This window comes from Winogradskyella sp. A2 (assembly GCF_046762865.1).
Lineage (GTDB): Bacteria > Bacteroidota > Bacteroidia > Flavobacteriales > Flavobacteriaceae > Winogradskyella.
In genome coordinates this window covers 1-17,367 of sequence record NZ_JBKQXM010000002.1, presented here as the reverse complement: position 1 = coordinate 17,367, position 17,367 = coordinate 1, and the positions used below count along the sequence as shown (strand labels likewise).

The 17,367-nt window shown below is 34.0% G+C and carries 11 protein-coding genes and 1 pseudogene; 7 read left to right on the top strand and 5 right to left on the bottom strand.

Features of this window, described 5'->3' with window-relative positions; genetic code table 11:
• Positions 1–51 precede the first annotated feature (51 nt).
• From ACFWV9_RS03235 to ACFWV9_RS03215, 5 genes are all read right to left on the bottom strand, one after another.
• Positions 52–1,698, bottom strand: a complete 1,647-nt coding sequence (locus ACFWV9_RS03235) for a G-D-S-L family lipolytic protein (protein ID WP_411893800.1) — start codon at positions 1,696–1,698, stop codon at positions 52–54.
• An 11-nt stretch (positions 1,699–1,709) separates the two neighbouring features.
• Positions 1,710–4,511, bottom strand: coding sequence for a TonB-dependent receptor (locus ACFWV9_RS03230; protein ID WP_411893799.1), 2,802 nt, complete (start codon positions 4,509–4,511; stop codon positions 1,710–1,712).
• Between the two features lie 181 nt (positions 4,512–4,692).
• On the bottom strand, positions 4,693–6,540 hold the full coding sequence (glmS, locus tag ACFWV9_RS03225) for a glutamine--fructose-6-phosphate transaminase (isomerizing) (RefSeq protein WP_411893798.1): 1,848 nt from the start codon (positions 6,538–6,540) through the stop codon (positions 4,693–4,695).
• Between the two features lie 11 nt (positions 6,541–6,551).
• Positions 6,552–8,234, bottom strand: a complete 1,683-nt coding sequence (locus tag ACFWV9_RS03220; protein WP_411893797.1) for a DUF4270 domain-containing protein — start codon at positions 8,232–8,234, stop codon at positions 6,552–6,554.
• A 7-nt stretch (positions 8,235–8,241) separates the two neighbouring features.
• Positions 8,242–9,054 (bottom strand): glycogen/starch synthase, encoded by an 813-nt coding sequence (locus tag ACFWV9_RS03215; protein WP_411893796.1) that lies wholly within the window; start codon positions 9,052–9,054, stop codon positions 8,242–8,244.
• A 137-nt stretch (positions 9,055–9,191) separates the two neighbouring features.
• On the opposite strand from ACFWV9_RS03215, the gene panC reads away from it, so the two are divergent.
• The 7 genes and pseudogenes from panC to ACFWV9_RS03180 form a co-directional block, all read left to right on the top strand.
• The gene (panC, locus tag ACFWV9_RS03210; RefSeq protein WP_411893795.1) at positions 9,192–10,016 is read left to right on the top strand and encodes a pantoate--beta-alanine ligase; all 825 of its coding nucleotides are present in this window, start codon (positions 9,192–9,194) and stop codon (positions 10,014–10,016) included.
• Between the two features lie 13 nt (positions 10,017–10,029).
• Positions 10,030–10,380, top strand: coding sequence for an aspartate 1-decarboxylase (gene panD / locus ACFWV9_RS03205; protein WP_411893794.1), 351 nt, complete (start codon positions 10,030–10,032; stop codon positions 10,378–10,380).
• Between the two features lie 4 nt (positions 10,381–10,384).
• Positions 10,385–11,344, top strand: a complete 960-nt coding sequence (locus ACFWV9_RS03200) for a lysylphosphatidylglycerol synthase transmembrane domain-containing protein (RefSeq protein WP_411893793.1) — start codon at positions 10,385–10,387, stop codon at positions 11,342–11,344.
• A 43-nt stretch (positions 11,345–11,387) separates the two neighbouring features.
• On the top strand, positions 11,388–12,536 hold the full coding sequence (locus tag ACFWV9_RS03195; protein ID WP_411893792.1) for an alpha/beta hydrolase: 1,149 nt from the start codon (positions 11,388–11,390) through the stop codon (positions 12,534–12,536).
• A gap of 77 nt (positions 12,537–12,613) precedes the next feature.
• Positions 12,614–13,798 carry an alpha/beta hydrolase gene (locus ACFWV9_RS03190; RefSeq protein WP_411893791.1) on the top strand — a complete coding sequence of 395 codons (1,185 nt, stop codon included), beginning with the start codon at positions 12,614–12,616 and terminating at the stop codon, positions 13,796–13,798.
• 195 nt (positions 13,799–13,993) lie between these two features.
• Entirely contained in the window at positions 13,994–15,352 is a 1,359-nt protein-coding gene (gene radA, locus ACFWV9_RS03185) for a DNA repair protein RadA (protein WP_411893790.1), read from the top strand.
• 306 nt (positions 15,353–15,658) lie between these two features.
• Positions 15,659–17,367, top strand: a pseudogene (locus ACFWV9_RS03180) (hypothetical protein); the annotation flags it as partial.

Below are 17,367 nucleotides of genomic sequence, written 5' to 3'. Positions count from 1 at the left end.
AAAAACACGCTATGATTTAGCGTGTTTTTAAGAATTTATGTCATATCAATTTTACTGAAGCAGAGGCGAATAATTTGTTACAAAATCATCTGCTTTTGCAAGATTACCCGAAGCTTCAAAATTTGATCCATATGTGTCATCTATAGCTTGTAAGAACGCATTTGCCATAAAAGCATAACCCCTTGATGTAAGGTGAATACCGTCTAAGCTCACTAATCCACCAAATACTAAATCTGTATTGTGAATAAAATCATCAAATTCTACACCAGTTGTAGCCGCCTCTTCTAATATTGAATTTAAATCTACTAAAGCCAAACCATTTGAACTTGCTACAGAAGAAATTGTAGCATTATATGCGTCGGTAGCTATAGCTATCTCAGCTTGTTCTTCTGGTAATAATGACCATTTATCTTCTAAAGGCAAAGTAACACCCTCAACCGCAAATTGATTTGCAGTAGCTGCAGGTAAACCTTGTGATTGCAAGAATAATGAAAAGTTAGAATTAACTGTTCCAATTACAGAAGCACTAGGTAGTACAAACAAATCATCAGCAGTAGCCTGTCTCGCTTGTCCATATACTAAACCAAGTAATCCTGCAACTTGTGGTGCCGCTGCAGGTGGTAAACCAAATTGAGCAATAAATGCTGGGAATGCTGGATTTCCTAACAAAGTTTGTGTAATTAAGGTTGAAATGTTATCAAGGTTTTCATCTACAATGACCATTGCGCTTGCTTCAGAATCAGAAAACATTACAGTACGAGTAGCAGCATCATCAATTGCTCCTTGGAATTGTAAAAATGCATAAACATCATTCAATGCACCAAATAAGGTGTTCAATGTCGGGATTAATGGTCCGAATGCAGGGTTAGATGGTTCTAATGGATTGTGAGTTACTGTTGTAAAGTGTGATAAACTTGTAATGTCTGGTAGATTTCCAATTACTCCTTTAGCACCATTAGCAGTCATACCGCCAACGATTGCATTAAGAGAAGCATCGAAGGTTGCCGTGTCTGTTATAGGGTTTGTTCCATCGCCACCAGTAGTAGCATATCCTAATACATCGTTACCTCCAATTTCGGAAATTGAAAAGAATGAAGGATTTTGCGCTAATGCTAATTCTAGAATTGTTGCATTAGGTGCATTACCTGTTACTCTTACGGCATAAGGATTTGCAGCAGCGGGGAAATTAGAAATGTTTCCATAGCCTGGTGCAACTAAATGAAAACTTTTTGCACCTGGTATCCCAAGATTATTAAATGGACCTACTGGGTTGTTCAAAACAATATCTGTACCTACCGTTACAGGACCAATAACAGATTCTAAACCAACTGGACCAGCACCTCCAAAAACTAATCGTGGACCTGCGATTCTAGCACCTCCAGCAGCTAAACCACCAAAATTATCACTTACTAATGGTTGTGTAAAAACACCTCCACCAGCATTTGCAAATTTATCTGCCATTATTTTGGGAAATGAATTTTCTTGTGCGGCAAGAAAAACAGTTCCATCACTTAAACCCGCTGTGAATGAAGCCCCAAGCGCAACATAATTAGAAAAATCTGCACTACCAGCTGTTAGTTCTGGTAATGGCTCAGTATCAGTATTGCCTCTATTTCTTAGGTCGTCTAGTGTATCATTTTCACACGCTAAAAATCCAATAGCCAGAAATGATAGTATTATATATTTTAAATTTTTCATTGTCAATTTTATTATAGGTTATTGATAGTTATAGATGCGTAATACATTGAGCCAATGAAACCAGTTCCAAAGGCGGTAAAGTACTCATCTTGCAATAGGTTAGTAGCACCGAGTTTTAATGTAGTTTTTAAGCTTGGTATTCTGTAATTGATTTGTGCATCTAAAACACTATATGCAGGCACTTCTCCGTCACCAAAAGAGGCTTCCCAGAAGAAATTATCACTCCATCTCCAAGATGTATTAAAACCAAAGTTTTTAAATAACTCAGTTTTACCAAATGATAACTTAACCTTGTGCTCGGGTGTGTTAAAGTTTGTTCTAAAATCTGGATTTGCTTCAGTATCAAAATCTAACTTAGCGTATGTATAGTTTGCACTTATATCAAAACCATCAAGCACTTTAGTTGATACTTGTATAGCAGCACCATATGAATTTACATCTTCATCAGCATTTGTGTATGTTTGATAAGCTTCGAAATCACCATTTGCAATTGCAGCTACCGCTAAAGGAGTACCGTTAGGTAATGTTTGTGTTAACTGAACATCACCATAAAATGGTGATATTACAGTTTCGTTAGCTAAGAAATCTTGATATTGATTATAATAAGCCGATGCATCAATAATTACACCATCTAATTTACCTCGATATCCTAATTCAAATGAAGTCACTTGCTCTGGTTGAGCTAAATTAGAATTTGCTATTTCTAAGGCTGCAGGGTTTCCTGTCGCAGCAAATGCGCCAACAGAGTTTGCGAAGAAAGAGTTGTTATAAGCTCCAGTTCCATCAACATCTAAATTAGTCTGTCCAGTAATAGCAGTACCAGTAGTACTTAAATCATAATTTCTTATATCTCTAGCAGGGTTGTCTTCTGCACCACCGACTAAAATAGCACGACCAACGTCTAGACCAATATATAAATCTTGAGTGGTTGGGTTTCTAAATCCTGTTTGATATGATGCTCTAATATTATGATTTTTATTAATTGTAAATCCTGCCGACAATCTTGGCGAGAAGAACCCATCGAACAGTTCAGATTTATCATAACGTAAAGAACCTGTTAATTTAAGCTCCACACTCTCTGATAATTCTAATGATCTTTGTAACTGTGTATAGAAACCAACTTCAGAATAATTGATTGGGCCATCAATATCAGTATAAATAGTTCCGAAAGAATTTAAGCTGTAAGTTCTATATGACGCACCAACTTGAATTTCTGCAAAATCAACTAAATCGCCAAAATTGTAGTTGGCATCACCATGATAAATTTTAGAGTTATCTTGGAACCTTGAACCAGTAGTTAAGTCAGGGTCGTTTGTAATTCTGTCGAATGTACGTTGAAATTCTGGTGTGCCAGGAATTAAACGTCCAGTATCAGCTTGTGCACGAGCTATATCATGCGCTGCATCATTGGTTGCACCACCTAAAGTAGCACCAATATACCCTGCTACATATTCACCGAACCATGTATTATTGTCCTTCCACGCACTATTTATATTAATACCAGTGAAAACCATATCGTAAGAGTCACCAGCTTTATCCTCAGTAATGTAACCTCTAACAAAGAAATTATCGTTTCTTATTTCTAATTTATGTTGTTGTAAAAAGAAATTTTTAATGTTGTAACGGTTAGCACCTTGGTAAATGGTATTACCTGAACCGATTTTACCAACATATTGTATTTCGAAATCATCTTCCCAAGGGCGATAATATAATCCCCAATCTGCTTTAATACTTTCAGCATTATAGTTGGTAAGATCTCTTTCATTATATCCAGTTCTACTTACATCCACTGAAGGAACTAGTCCCGATGATCCAGCCGGTGCTAATCCTAAACTCTCAAGTGTTTGTGCTACACCATTGATATCAGTGCTAACTTCATCACCATAGACATTAATACCATCATAATCTATATCTGCTCTAGTTAAACCACGATTTAATTTATCTGCTTCGTTTTCTGCTGCCCAGTCCGTACCTTTTAGATATCCAAAATTCACTTTTGCAGCGAATTTTTCACTGAACTTATAAGCCATTCTAATTCCCAAATCGGTATATTCATTATCACCAGCAGCTTCTTGAGAAGTAATACCTTTTTTAATGTAACCACTTATACCTTGGAAATCAAATGGGTTTTTACTTCGCATAAAAAGAATACCATTAAATGCATTTGCTCCATAAAGCGCAGATGCAGCACCTGGAAGTAGCTCTACACTTAGAATGTCAGTTTCTGTCATACCAAGTAGATTACCCAAAGGGAAATTAAGTGCAGGTGCAGAATTATCCATTCCATCTACCAATTGCATAAAACGTGTATTTGCAAATGTTGCAAAACCTCTTGTGTTAATAGATTTAAATGTTAAACTGTTCGTATTGATATCAACACCTTTAAGATTTTCTAAACCATCATAAAAATCAACAGATGCTGTATTTTTAATTTCTTTTAGACCGAAACGTTCTACTGTTACGGGAGATTCGAATATACGTTCTGGAGTACGTGAAGCAGATACAACGACTTCGTCCAGTTCATTTCCTTCGACCATTGTGACATCAATAGTCTGGTTATTTGATGTAACTTCAATAGTTTGATCTTGAAACCCTGTGTAAGTTACACGGATAGAAAATGGAGGTTCTTGGTCAACCGTCAGAGTATAATTACCATCAAAATCTGATGACGTACCTGATGATGTCCCTACTACTATGACATTTGCTCCAGGTAAGGGTAATCCGGAATTGTCTGTAATTTTACCTTTTATTGTGGTTTGTGCAAACGACACCACGCAAAAAAGCATTGCTAAAAGCTTTAAAGTTGTCTTCATTTTAGAGAATTAGTTATTTATTTAGAGTAATATGTGAGCAATTTAAATAAATATATGAAAACTCAGTGAGAAATTCTCAAAAATGTATGCGCGCGCAGTATGTTTTGAAAAAATAAAGGCCTTAAAATTGCAAGATTCTCAATTTTAAGGCCCGTTAGGTTATAATAGTAATCTATTCAGCTTATTCTACAGTAACTGATTTTGCTAAATTTCTAGGTTGATCTACGTTTTTATCTAGCATCACAGCAATATGGTATGATAGTAACTGAAGAGGAATTGTGGTTAATAAAGGAGTAAAGCATTCTAATGTCTCAGGTACTTCAATTACATGATCTGCTAATTCTTTAACACTTTTGTCTCCTTTGGTAACAATACCAATAATTTTACCCTTTCTTGATTTAATTTCTTGTATGTTACTTACTACCTTTTCATAGTGTCCTTTTTTAGTAGCTATAACTACTACGGGCATCTGCTCATCTATTAATGCAATTGGACCATGCTTCATTTCTGCAGCAGGATAACCTTCAGCATGTATATAAGAAATCTCCTTCAACTTTAGGGCCCCTTCAAGAGCGACAGGGAAATTAAACCCTCTCCCCAAATAGAGGAAATTAGTTGCATCTTTGTAGATGTCAGCGATTGTTTGAACATATCCATCAGACTTTAAAGCTTCTTCAACTTTAGCCGGAATTGATTCTAATTCTATCAAATGATGTCTGAATTCTGAACTTGTAATTGTTCCTTTTGCTCTTGCTAGTCTTAACGCCATTAAACTTAGTACAGTAATTTGAGTAGTAAAAGCTTTTGTGGAAGCAACTCCAATTTCTGGACCTGCATGTGTATAAGCTCCAGCATTTGTTTCTCTCGCAATAGAAGAGCCAACTACATTACATACCCCAAAAACAAAAGCTCCTTTGGATTTGGCTAATTTTATAGCCGCCAAAGTGTCCGCCGTTTCACCAGATTGAGAAATAGCAATAACAATATCTTTTTCTGTGATTACGGGATTACGATATCTGAATTCAGAGGCATATTCTACCTCTACAGGTATTCGTGCTAAATCTTCAAATATGTATTCTGAAACTAATCCAGCATGCCATGAAGTCCCACATGCTACAATGATAATCCGATCGGCGGCCAAAAACTTTTTCATATTGTCTTCAACACCTGCTAATTTTATCATTGCTTGGTTCGTTCTGAGCCTTCCTCTAAAAGTATCTCTAATAGCTTCTGGTTGCTCATAAATTTCTTTAAGCATGAAGTGATCAAATCCGCCTTTTTCAATTTGTTCAAGGTTTAGTTGCAATTCTTGCATGTATGGATCAACCAATGCGTCATCTTTGATTTTTCTAACTTTAACTCCTTTATTTCTTCGAATTATCGCCATTTCTTCATCTTCTAAGTAAATAGCGTTTTTTGTGTATTCAATAAAGGGAGAAGCATCACTAGCAATAAAAAACTCATCTTCGCCAATACCAATGGCCAATGGACTACCCAATCTAGCAACGACTATTTCATTTGGTTTATTTTTGTCAAATACTGCAATCGCATAGGCTCCAACTACTTGGTTTAAAGCAATTTGAACTGCCTTCCCAAGTTTAATGTCTTCATTCTTTTTAACATCTTCAATAAGATTTACTAATACTTCAGTATCGGTGTCTGATTTAAAGGTATAGCCACGCTTGATCAACTCTTTCTTTAAGGCATCGTAATTTTCGATAATACCATTATGAATAATTACTAAGTCACCAGAATTGGAATAATGAGGGTGGGAATTAACATCATTTGGAACTCCATGAGTTGCCCAACGCGTATGCCCAATACCAAGACTACCTCTTGTGGAGATTTCATCTTCTAATTTGTTTTTCAAATCAGAGACTTTTCCCTTGGTTTTTGATAATTTAATGTTTGTTCCGTCATATAGTGCTATACCAGCACTGTCATAGCCACGATATTCCAATCGTTGAAGGCCTTTAATAATTATGGGATAGGCTTCTCTATGGCCAATGTACCCTACAATTCCACACATAGGTTAAAGATTTAGTTATTTGGTTCTGTGTAATATATTTCTAAATACACTTTTTTGGTTTCATTTTCAGTATTATTACCATGCAAAATAGTACCACGCGGTGTAAGAATTGAACTTAGAGGTGATGTTAAATCTTCATCTGTTGAGATTACTTCTCGTTGAGCAAAATTTTCTTCTAGATTGACATTTAAAGAGGCGGATAATCCTAATTCTATATTAGTCGAATCTCTTAAAAGTAAATTATTAATATGCTCAGTAATTTCTAATTTGTATTTAACACCATCTCCATCAGGTTCATCATCTACACGTTCAAGCGGACCTAAATGATTAATTACTGATAATGAAGGTATTGAATTTATTATTCCATCTAAAAAATAATCTACCAACGGTCTCTTATTCTCTATATCATACAAATAAATGCGATTTGGTTCATTCCCATCGACTTGATCCTGATCTACGTAAAAAACTAAATTAGCTTCATTTACTAATCTTTTAGATTTAACAAATTTTCCTTCTTCATCAGTTTCAACAAAATCGTTTTTCCATGCTTCAAATGCATTAAAAGTATCATTATCATCGTCTAAATCTGTTCCTTCAAAAAATTTCAATTTGGCAATTGATCCTTCTCCACCTTTTAGATATATTCTGCTATCTCCATTAAATTCATCTCCATCTGTTATTGCTAAGTTGAAGTCGTTCTGTAAGAAGTTTACCCTATTTGGTCCAAAGGTCAATTGGAAAGTTGCTTGTTCCGTTGTCTCCTCATCTTCTTCAGTTGCATCTTCGTTATCCCTTGTATAATGCAATGTGATATTAGAAGCTACAGTACCTACATTTAAAATCAGGAAACTACCATCGTCATCAACAGGTTCAGCTTTAAAATATAAACCTCTAAAATATTCAGCCAAATTATTTTGGCTACTTAAAACAGATTCACCTTCCTGATCTAATATTTTTTCTTGCCAAAAATCTGGTTTTAGAATAAGTCTAATGCCAGGCAGTAACGTTTGAATAACTTGTGGGTCTTCATCTTCATCATCTTCTGTGTCAGGTTCTGTAAGAGTGTAGACCTCATTTGAAATGGTTATAATGTTTTCAGTATTAACTGTGCCATCTTCATTAAGATATTCAATAGGTGTTCCTTCTAAAAGCCCTTCTGAAATTGGTGAAGAATCTGCCAAAGTTTTGTTAGAGAAATAAGATTCTGTTTCATTAAATTCTCCATCAGGAACAAAATCCCTCAAAAAAAAGTTACTTTCAAAAATACTAAGCTTAAACGGTTTATCATTAATAACAGAGTCTAAAGAATAAATAAGCTCTCCTTCGTCATCGAATTCGGTTGCGCTTGAGAAAAATGGTATGTACATTACTACTGAATCTAATACCACATTCTCACCAAAGGATGGAGGAAAAGATGAAATTGAAACTTGGGATACGAAACTAGCTGTTGTTCTACCATATACGTCATCGTAAATTCCTACAGTATTTAATCCTAGTCCATCTGTCTGAACAGGTCCGAGGAGTTTTGTGTAAGTAGTAATGTCAAAACTATCTTTCTTTATATCAAAATTTGTAGCATTGTCTGAATTTAGGACATCTGAATCTATATTTGCAAAATCCTTATCACAAGCAATAAATGATATAAATATTAAACTAAACGTAAATAAATGAAGGGCGACTTTATTCTTTTTCATAAGTATATTAACTATTGAGAATAGTGTTTGTGTAAAATTCTGTATATGGGTCAGCAAATTCTTCAATAGAATGGTATTCTAATACTGGTTTTTCTAATCCGTTCAAATAATCATCTAAATCAGATGGTAGCTCTTCAGAACCTCTAATTATTGCATCAGAATTATCAATTGCAACTTTCATTAAACTCACATAATCTGGATTGCTTAGTGGTTTTATAGCATCAGCATTTAACCCATCAAAATTTACTTTTTTAATCATGTCTTTGTTTAACGTGCCTTCAAAGTTTTGATTGTATACCGATGTAACTATTTTACTTTCTGTAAATAATGGTTCAGTTTTATAAAACTCTCTTAAATACAGAGGTAGTAATGAAGCCAACCAACCATTAACATGAATAATATCTGGTGCCCAGTTAAGTTTTTTAACAGTTTCAATTACACCTTTTGCAAAGAATATTGCACGTTCGTCATTGTCAGGAAAAAGATTCCCATCTTCATCCGTTAATGTTGCCTTGCGTTTAAAATACTCTTCGTTATCAATAAAATAAACTTGAATACGTTCTTTTGGAATCGATGCTACTTTAATAATCAAGGGCATATCTAAATCGTTAATCACTAGATTTATTCCAGATAGCCTTATTACCTCATGTAATTGATGCCTTCTTTCATTTATATTACCAAAGCGAGGCATAAATATTCGTATTTGACCTCCCTGCTTATTAACCATTCTTGGTGCTTCAAAAGACATTGAAGAAATTTCCGTTTCTGGTAAATATGGAACTACTTCCGAGGAGACATACAATATTCGCTTATCTTTCATAAATCTGTTGCTTTTAAAAATTAAAAGTAAAAAACATGCAAAATTACAAAATTTTGTGCAGATTGCCAGTAAAATATTAAGTTTGCACGCGTTAAATTTTACTAACACAATTGAAAATTTATCATAAAAAAAACAAATTGTCAATCTATGTTGACGGGTTAAAAGAACAGGGTAAGACTTTTGGATTAGTCCCTACTATGGGTGCGCTTCATGAAGGTCACCTTTCGTTGGTGGAAATGGCATTGAGTCAAAATGACATGGTTGTTGTTTCGATTTTTGTCAATCCAACCCAGTTTGATAATGAAGAGGACCTTGTAAAATATCCCAGAACGTTGAACCAAGATGTTACGCTATTGAGCAAGGTAAGCGAAAAAACAATTGTCGTTTATGCACCAAATGCTGAAGATATTTATGATCAAGTTGTAAAGTCTGAGTCATTTTTGTTTGATGGTCTTGAATTTGAAATGGAAGGAGCCTTTAGAGATGGACATTTTGATGGCGTAGGCACGATAGTTAAGCGTTTGTTCGAGATCGTAAAACCTCACAGGGCTTATTTTGGTGAGAAAGATTTTCAGCAACTTCAGATTATTAAAAAATTAGTGGAATTGCACGATATTGATGTTAAAGTAATTGGATGTCCAATTCATAGGGCTGTGGATGGTTTGGCAATGAGTTCTAGAAATACAAGATTAACAGAACAACATAGAGAAGTAGCACCATTTATATACAAGACCTTAAAATCTGCCAAAACTAAGTTTGGCACAAAAAGTGCTAAAAAAGTAAAGGAATGGGTTGAGAAACAATTTAAATTGCAACCTTTGTTAAAATTAGAATATTTTACAATTGCTGATACTTCAACCTTAAAACCAGTTAAAAGAAAGTCAAAGAATAAAACGTATAGAGCGTTTATTGCAGTTTATGCTGGCGATATAAGACTAATAGATAATATCGCATTAATTTAATTATTTTTGCCTCATGCAAATTCAAGTTGTAAAATCTAAAATTCATCGTATAAAATGCACAGGTGCAGATCTTAACTATATTGGTAGTATAACTATCGATGAAGATTTAATGGATGCCGCAAATATTATTCAAGGAGAAAAGGTCCAAATTGTTAATAATAACAATGGCGAGAGATTAGAAACCTATTGTATACCCGGACCTCGTAAAAGTGGTGAAATTACATTAAACGGTGCGGCAGCAAGAAAAGTTGCTGTTGGTGATGTTTTAATTCTTATCACATACGCCTTTATGGATATAGAAAAAGCCAAAGTTTTTAAACCATCTTTGGTATTTCCGGATGAAGAAACGAATCTTCTAAAATAATCTTTTGAGTAAGACTAAGCCAATTCTAAAAATTGTATTGCCACTTTTGTTGGGTATTGTTTTAGTTGTGTACTCACTGTCTCAAATATCTGTTTCTACATTGGTTCAATACTTTAGAAATGCTAATTATTTCTGGATAGCACTAGGTATTTTTTTAGGTATTCTTAGTCATACTTCACGCGCATATAGATGGCTATTTATGGCCGAACCTTTAGGGTATAAGCCAAGACTTGCTAACAGTTTTATGGCTGTATATTCTGCTTATCTAATAAATTTTACTATACCAAGGGCAGGAGAAATAGCACGAGCATCCATATTAACAAATTATGAAGGTGTTCCATTTGAAAAGGGTTTTGGAACGATTGTTGCAGAGCGCGTAGCTGACACAATTATGTTATTGATAATTATTGCTGTTGCTCTTTTTTTAGAGTTTGAATTTATTTTTAATTTTTTCAATGAGAAATTTCAACCTCAAACACTGGTCTTAGGTGGATTAATTTTCTTGGTCATAATATCCTCGATTTTTCTTTTAGTAATAAGAAGCAGATCAAAATTTGCCACTAGAGTAAAGTACTTTTTAAAAGGTTTAGTTGAAGGAGCCTTGAGTATTTTTAAAATGAAACAAAAGTGGGCTTTTATTTTTCACACTGTTTTTATATGGGTGATGTATCTTTCGATGTTCTATGTTACTACCCTCGCATTACCAGAATTACAGCGAATCTCACTTGCACCAGTGTTAATTGGATTTATCCTAGCTAGCTTCAGTATCGCTGCCACAAATGGTGGAATTGGTTCATTCCCAGAAGCCATTGTAATTGCATTTTTACTCTTTAGTTTACCTGAAGATCCGAGTAGGGCTTTTGGTTGGATTATGTGGTCTTCACAAACATTGATTATAATTATTTTGGGTGGATTTTCTTTGTTATATCTACCAATCTTCAATAGAAATAAATCCTCTATTTAGAATTATTTTTTACCTTGCTTTAACTTTTTAAGTCAATCTACCAATGAAGCATATTTCTACTTTCATTTTTATTATTTTTTCAACCTGCTTAATTAATTCGCAAGCAATTTATAAAACTATTGATTCAAAAAAGTTGGATGCTGTCAGAGAATTAAAGATACAGTTACCAAGAAATTATGATCCAGAAAATAAGAGAACCTATCCATTGGTAATTGTACTCGATGGTGATTATCTTTTTGAACCGGTTGCTGGTAATATAGATTATCAAGCCTATTGGGAGGATATTCCCGATTGTATAGTAGTAGGGGTAAAACAGGCAGATTTTAGAGAGGATGACTTCTATTATGACGAGGATAATTATTTACCTATTGCTGAGGGCGCTAATTATTACGAATTTTTAGCATCAGAATTAATTCCATTTATAGAAGAGAATTATACAGCCTCTAATTTTAGAATAATTGCTGGACATGATCTTGGAGCCAATTTTATCAATTATTATTTATTTAAGGATAAACCAATTTTTAGAGCTTTCATTGCATTGAGTCCTGATCTAGCCCCAAAAATGGCAGACAGAATAAAAGAACGTTTGGCAAGAATTGAGCGAGAAACTTTCTACTATATGGCAACAGCAGATGCGGATATTAGATTTCTTCGTCAATCAATTATTGAATGTGATGCAAAATTAAAAGTGATAGAAAACGAAAAACTACAGTATAAATTTGATGATTTTGAAGATGCAAATCACTATTCTTTAGTTGGTAGAGGCATCCCTAAGGCTTTAAATGAAATATTTGCTTTATATAAACCTATAAATGGCAAGGAGTACACGGAAAAAATCATACCGTTTGAAGGGTCTCCTTTTAATTATTTGATGAAAAAATACGAGGATATCGAGTATTTCTATGGATTTGAAAAACAATTAATAGAAAACGATATAAGAGCTATCGCTTCAGCATCTAACAAGAAAAATGACCTAGAATCTCTTGAAAATTTAGCTAAGTTAGTAAAGAAAGAATTTCCAAATTCAATGCTAAGTGCTTATTATATGGGTATGTTCCATGAGAAAGAAGGGAATTATAAAAGAGCATTATTACGCTATAAGGCTGGGTTGTTGTTAGAACCTTCTCAATACATCGATAAGGAGATAATGCTTGATAAAATGTATGAAGCACAAGACGCATTAAAAAATTAATGCATTTCATCGAAAAAAATTTACAATTTACCGATAAATTAGTATGTTTGGTTGACCAAACCTAAACCTACTTATTAATGAAGAAGACTATTCTCATAGTTTTAATGAATGCCTTTTTTTGTCAACTCTTTGCTCAAATCACTTATGACGAAATTGCATCTTCAAAACTTAATGCTGTAAGACAGTTAAAAATTAAACTTCCAAACGACTACAATCCAGATTCCGAATTAATACATCCACTTATTATAGTATTTGATGGAGATTATTTATTTGAACCAGTAGTAGGTCAACTTCAATTTCAAACTTATTTTGATGATATGCCAAGTTCAATTGTTGTAGGTGTTGTACAGGCAAATGAACGTTTTTATGATGGTTATTGCGATGAGGTTACGGGTTTACCAAAAGAATCCGGTTTGAGATTTTATGAGTTTGTAGCAGAAGAGCTAATCCCGTATCTGGATAAAAAATATAAAACAAGTAAGTTCAAAGTTGCAGTAGGTCATGATCTAATGGGAAATTTCATAAATTCTTATTTATTTAAAGAAGATCCTTTATTCAACGCATATGTGTGTTTAAGTCCTGATTTGTCTGGTACAGTTAAAGATTATTTGGGTGAACGTCTAGAATTTTTCAAAGATGATATTTTCTATTACATGGCAACTTCAGACAAAGATTTGCCAGGTATAAGAAATGCTGTTATTGATGCAGACAATCAAATATCACAGGTCAAAAATCAGTATTTAACATATTATTTTGATGATTTTAAGAATGACACACATTACACGTTAGTAACAAGTGCTATTGCAAGATCTTTTGACAAAATATTTGAAATATACAAACCACTAAGGGAAAAGGAACTTGAAGAGAAAGTTCTACCTTATGAAGGCACCTTAGATGAATACCTTGTAGATAGATATAAACGAATAGAAGATTTATTCGGAATTAAAAAACTAATTACTGAGGAAGAATTTGAGAAAGTAGTTAAAATAGCTGAAAAACGCGAAGATATAGAGTCTCTTGAGAAAATAGGGAAACTAGCTAAAAAATTAGATCCAGAATCTCTATTAGGAACATATTATCTAGCACAATATGCAGAGAAGTTGGGTAAAACTAAAAAAGCAAAAAAACTTTACGAATCTGCACTAACACTAAATGATGTCAGTCACATTAATAGAGATTTTATTTTTTCAAAAATTGATGAGTTAACGGTTGTAGATACTGATAATGAAAATGGAGAGGAGGCTGACGATGAGGACAACTAAAAAAAGAACACCGTCTACAGACTATTTTTTTGAAGCTGTATATAATAAAGTAAAACGACTTTTCAACACAAAACTGTCATCAAAATTAGCCACCTTAAAAATTCTCGCAATTATAAATTGGTTTAAAGACATCAGCTAAATTTATCTTAATTTAGCCAAGCTTTAATTTTAAGCGAATTTCATTTATTAATAGTAATGGCTAAAGTAAAAACTACCTTTTTTTGTCAAAATTGTGGCAGTCAATATGCAAAATGGCAAGGACAATGTACATCTTGTAAAGAGTGGAATACTATTGCAGAAGAGGTTATACAAAAACCTGAAAAAAGTAATTGGAAATCAGAAAGTTCAATTAGCATTAGAACTTCAAAGCCATTAAAAATAAATGAAATTGATACCTCACAAGAAGCAAGATTAGATTTACAAGATAATGAGTTTAATAGAGTTTTAGGAGGTGGCATGGTAAAAGGATCGTTGACCTTGTTAGGAGGAGAACCAGGTATCGGTAAGAGTACATTATTGCTTCAAATCGCTTTGCAGATTAAAAACAAAGTACTTTATGTTTCTGGGGAAGAAAGCCAGAAACAAATAAAAATGCGGGCAGAACGCATAAATCCAAATAGTAATAATTGCTATATCCTAACAGAAACAAAAACACAAAATATTTTTAAGCAGATTGAAAGTTTACAACCGGAGATTGTAATTATTGATTCTATACAAACATTGCACAGTGATTATATTGAGTCTTCAGCGGGTAGCATTTCACAAATTAAAGATTGTACAACGGAGCTTATTAAATTTGCTAAGGAAACAGCTACTCCAGTTTTATTAATTGGTCATATCACTAAAGATGGTCACATTGCAGGCCCAAAGATTTTAGAGCATATGGTAGACACTGTATTACAGTTTGAAGGTGATCGCAATCATGTTTTCAGAATTTTAAGGGCCAAGAAAAATAGATTTGGATCAACAAATGAGTTAGGAATATATGAAATGCAAGGTTCCGGACTTCGGGAAGTTTCAAATCCTTCCGAAATATTAATTTCTGAAAAGGATGGAGAGTTGTCGGGAAATGCGGTCGCTGCAACTTTAGAGGGTTTAAGACCATTAATGATTGAAGTTCAGGCATTAGTCAGCACTGCGGTTTATGGTACACCACAAAGGTCAGCTACAGGCTTCAACGCAAAGCGGTTAAATATGTTGCTGGCAGTATTAGAGAAACGTGCTGGTTTCAGATTAGGTGCAAAGGATGTGTTTTTGAATATTACTGGTGGCATAACTGTAGATGATCCAGCAATAGACTTAGCTGTTACGGCAGCCATACTTTCAAGCAATGCAGATGAAGCTTTGCCAAGTGATTACTGCTTTGCTGCTGAAGTTGGTTTATCAGGAGAGATTAGACCTGTTCAGCGTGTAGAGCAACGTATATTAGAAGCTGAAAAATTAGGTTTTAGCACAATTTTTGTTTCAAAGTATAGCAAAATTTCACTAAAGGAATCATCTATAGTAATAAAGAAAGTATCAAAAATTGAAGATATTGTAGAGCATTTAACCTGAAAAGCTTAAAAACACTGGGTTTTTCAACGATTTTTTCATGCATTTCAACTTTCTAATAACACACTTTGTCGTATAAATAATACGTTTTATCGAAAAAAAATAGCACTTTCCTTGCTCGCCAAATTACATTTTGTTACTATTGTATATATAAGTCGTTGTTTTAAAGAAACTTAAATAACGTCTTTTTTCCCTCTCGCTATTATACTCCATTGACAAAGAAACAATTTTAGTTCATCATGTTAGATGTGACTCATGCGTATTATATGTGTCTTATAATTACCCGTGAATCTCTTTATTTGAATAATTATGAAAACAAAAATTGTTTTATCTCTACTGATTTCGTTTAGTGTTTTGTTTATGCTTAATGCACAGAGATCTCCTGTGGAAATTATTGTTAAATGGGGTGCTGAATCGTTTAGTGAAAAAGTTGAAGTATATAACCCAGCTAATGATTTAATTGCAACAATATGCGACGATAATCATTGCTACACAGGAAGTCAAGTAGGTGTTACAGATCAATATGGTTCTAAATATGATTTAGGTTGTGTTACAAATGGAAATAACTATTATATCAAACTTTTTGACTTTAGAAATGATGGTTGGAGTTCAGGGCAAATAATTGTGAGTGTTGGCGGTGTGGATATTATTAATGATAATGGTGCCTTGGCTAGTGATACCGGATATCAGATAAATTTTAATGTGGCTGGGGGAGATGCGAGCTGCAGTTCACAATTAGATACTGACCAAGATGGTTTAGCAGATTATTTGGATTATGATGATGATGGTGATGGTATCAGTGATGGAACAGAAAATCTCGGTGAAGATAGATTTAATTGTACCTTACCAGAATTAGCATTTGAAAATGGTGCATATGACCCAGGTGCAAGTACTGCTGGTTATGGTTTAGTAGGTTCTGTATACAGATTTGGTAATGCAATACAAGGGTATGATGTTCTCATGGAAATAACTGAGATGACTGGAGCCTCTATTTCAAATATAGATAACGATACTGTTGATAATCCAACGTATTTACAAACTGAAGTTACATTTACTGGTACTGGTACACCTGGAATTACATTTCAATTTACTATAGTTAATGCTGGTACAACAACACCATCTACAGAAATTTACAGGATTAATGGAATTACTTGGGATTGTGATGGAGGTGGTAGTTTGAAAGAATCTGTTATGTACTATAATCCTGTAGCTTATGGTACGGAAAACCCAACTTCTCTCGAAACAACTGTTATTGGGAGTGATGTACAAATTAGTGCTTCAGGTTTACAAGAAGGACCTGGATTTTCAACTTTAAAAGTTCTTAGAGCATATTATCAGTTTATTGGTAATTCGTTTAGCATGAGAATGCAAGCCCTAAAAACATCTACAAGTACAAGAACTCGACAATTTGGTATGTCATTTACACAATGTGAATTCTTAGACTTTAATGCAGATGCATTGGTTATTGTTAGTGGTGAAGATTTTGATGGTGATGGAAAATTTAATCATCTAGATATAGATAGCGATAATGACGGCATACCTGATAATGTTGAAGCTCAAACTTCATTAGGGTATGTTTTTCCTAGTGGTACGAACGATAGCAAAAGTGGTATTGACTTAGTATATGGTAACGGATTAACACTTGTTGATACAGATGGTGATAATATACCAGATATATTAGATTTAGATTCAGACAATGACGGTCTAGATGATATCGAAGAAAACGGTATGGCTGATTCTATAGTATTATTTTCAGATTCAGATAATGACGGTTTAGATGATAATTTTGAAGGCAGCAACATCAATGATCCACTGGACGTCAACGACGAGATCAACAACCCAAGTTCATCTGTATTGCCAGATGTAGATGGCGATCTTTTATCTGGCGGGGATTTAGATTATAGAGACCTAATGGATATGTCAAAAGTACAAGCCACCCTTGACTTCGACGGCGTTGACGATTATCTTTACGGTGGCAGTATTCTGGACGGCGAGGGCGAGCTGACCATGATGTCGTG

Coding starts and splice junctions, on each gene's coding strand:
- ACFWV9_RS03220 (WP_411893797.1), bottom strand. CDS start 8,234: ATGAAAAAGAATAAAGTCGCCCTTCATTTATTTACGTTTAGTTTAATA.
- ACFWV9_RS03235 (WP_411893800.1), bottom strand. CDS start 1,698: ATGAAAAATTTAAAATATATAATACTATCATTTCTGGCTATTGGATTT.
- panD (WP_411893794.1), top strand. CDS start 10,030: ATGCAAATTCAAGTTGTAAAATCTAAAATTCATCGTATAAAATGCACA.
- ACFWV9_RS03215 (WP_411893796.1), bottom strand. CDS start 9,054: ATGAAAGATAAGCGAATATTGTATGTCTCCTCGGAAGTAGTTCCATAT.
- radA (WP_411893790.1), top strand. CDS start 13,994: ATGGCTAAAGTAAAAACTACCTTTTTTTGTCAAAATTGTGGCAGTCAA.
- glmS (WP_411893798.1), bottom strand. CDS start 6,540: ATGTGTGGAATTGTAGGGTACATTGGCCATAGAGAAGCCTATCCCATA.
- ACFWV9_RS03230 (WP_411893799.1), bottom strand. CDS start 4,511: ATGAAGACAACTTTAAAGCTTTTAGCAATGCTTTTTTGCGTGGTGTCG.
- ACFWV9_RS03190 (WP_411893791.1), top strand. CDS start 12,614: ATGAAGAAGACTATTCTCATAGTTTTAATGAATGCCTTTTTTTGTCAA.
- ACFWV9_RS03195 (WP_411893792.1), top strand. CDS start 11,388: ATGAAGCATATTTCTACTTTCATTTTTATTATTTTTTCAACCTGCTTA.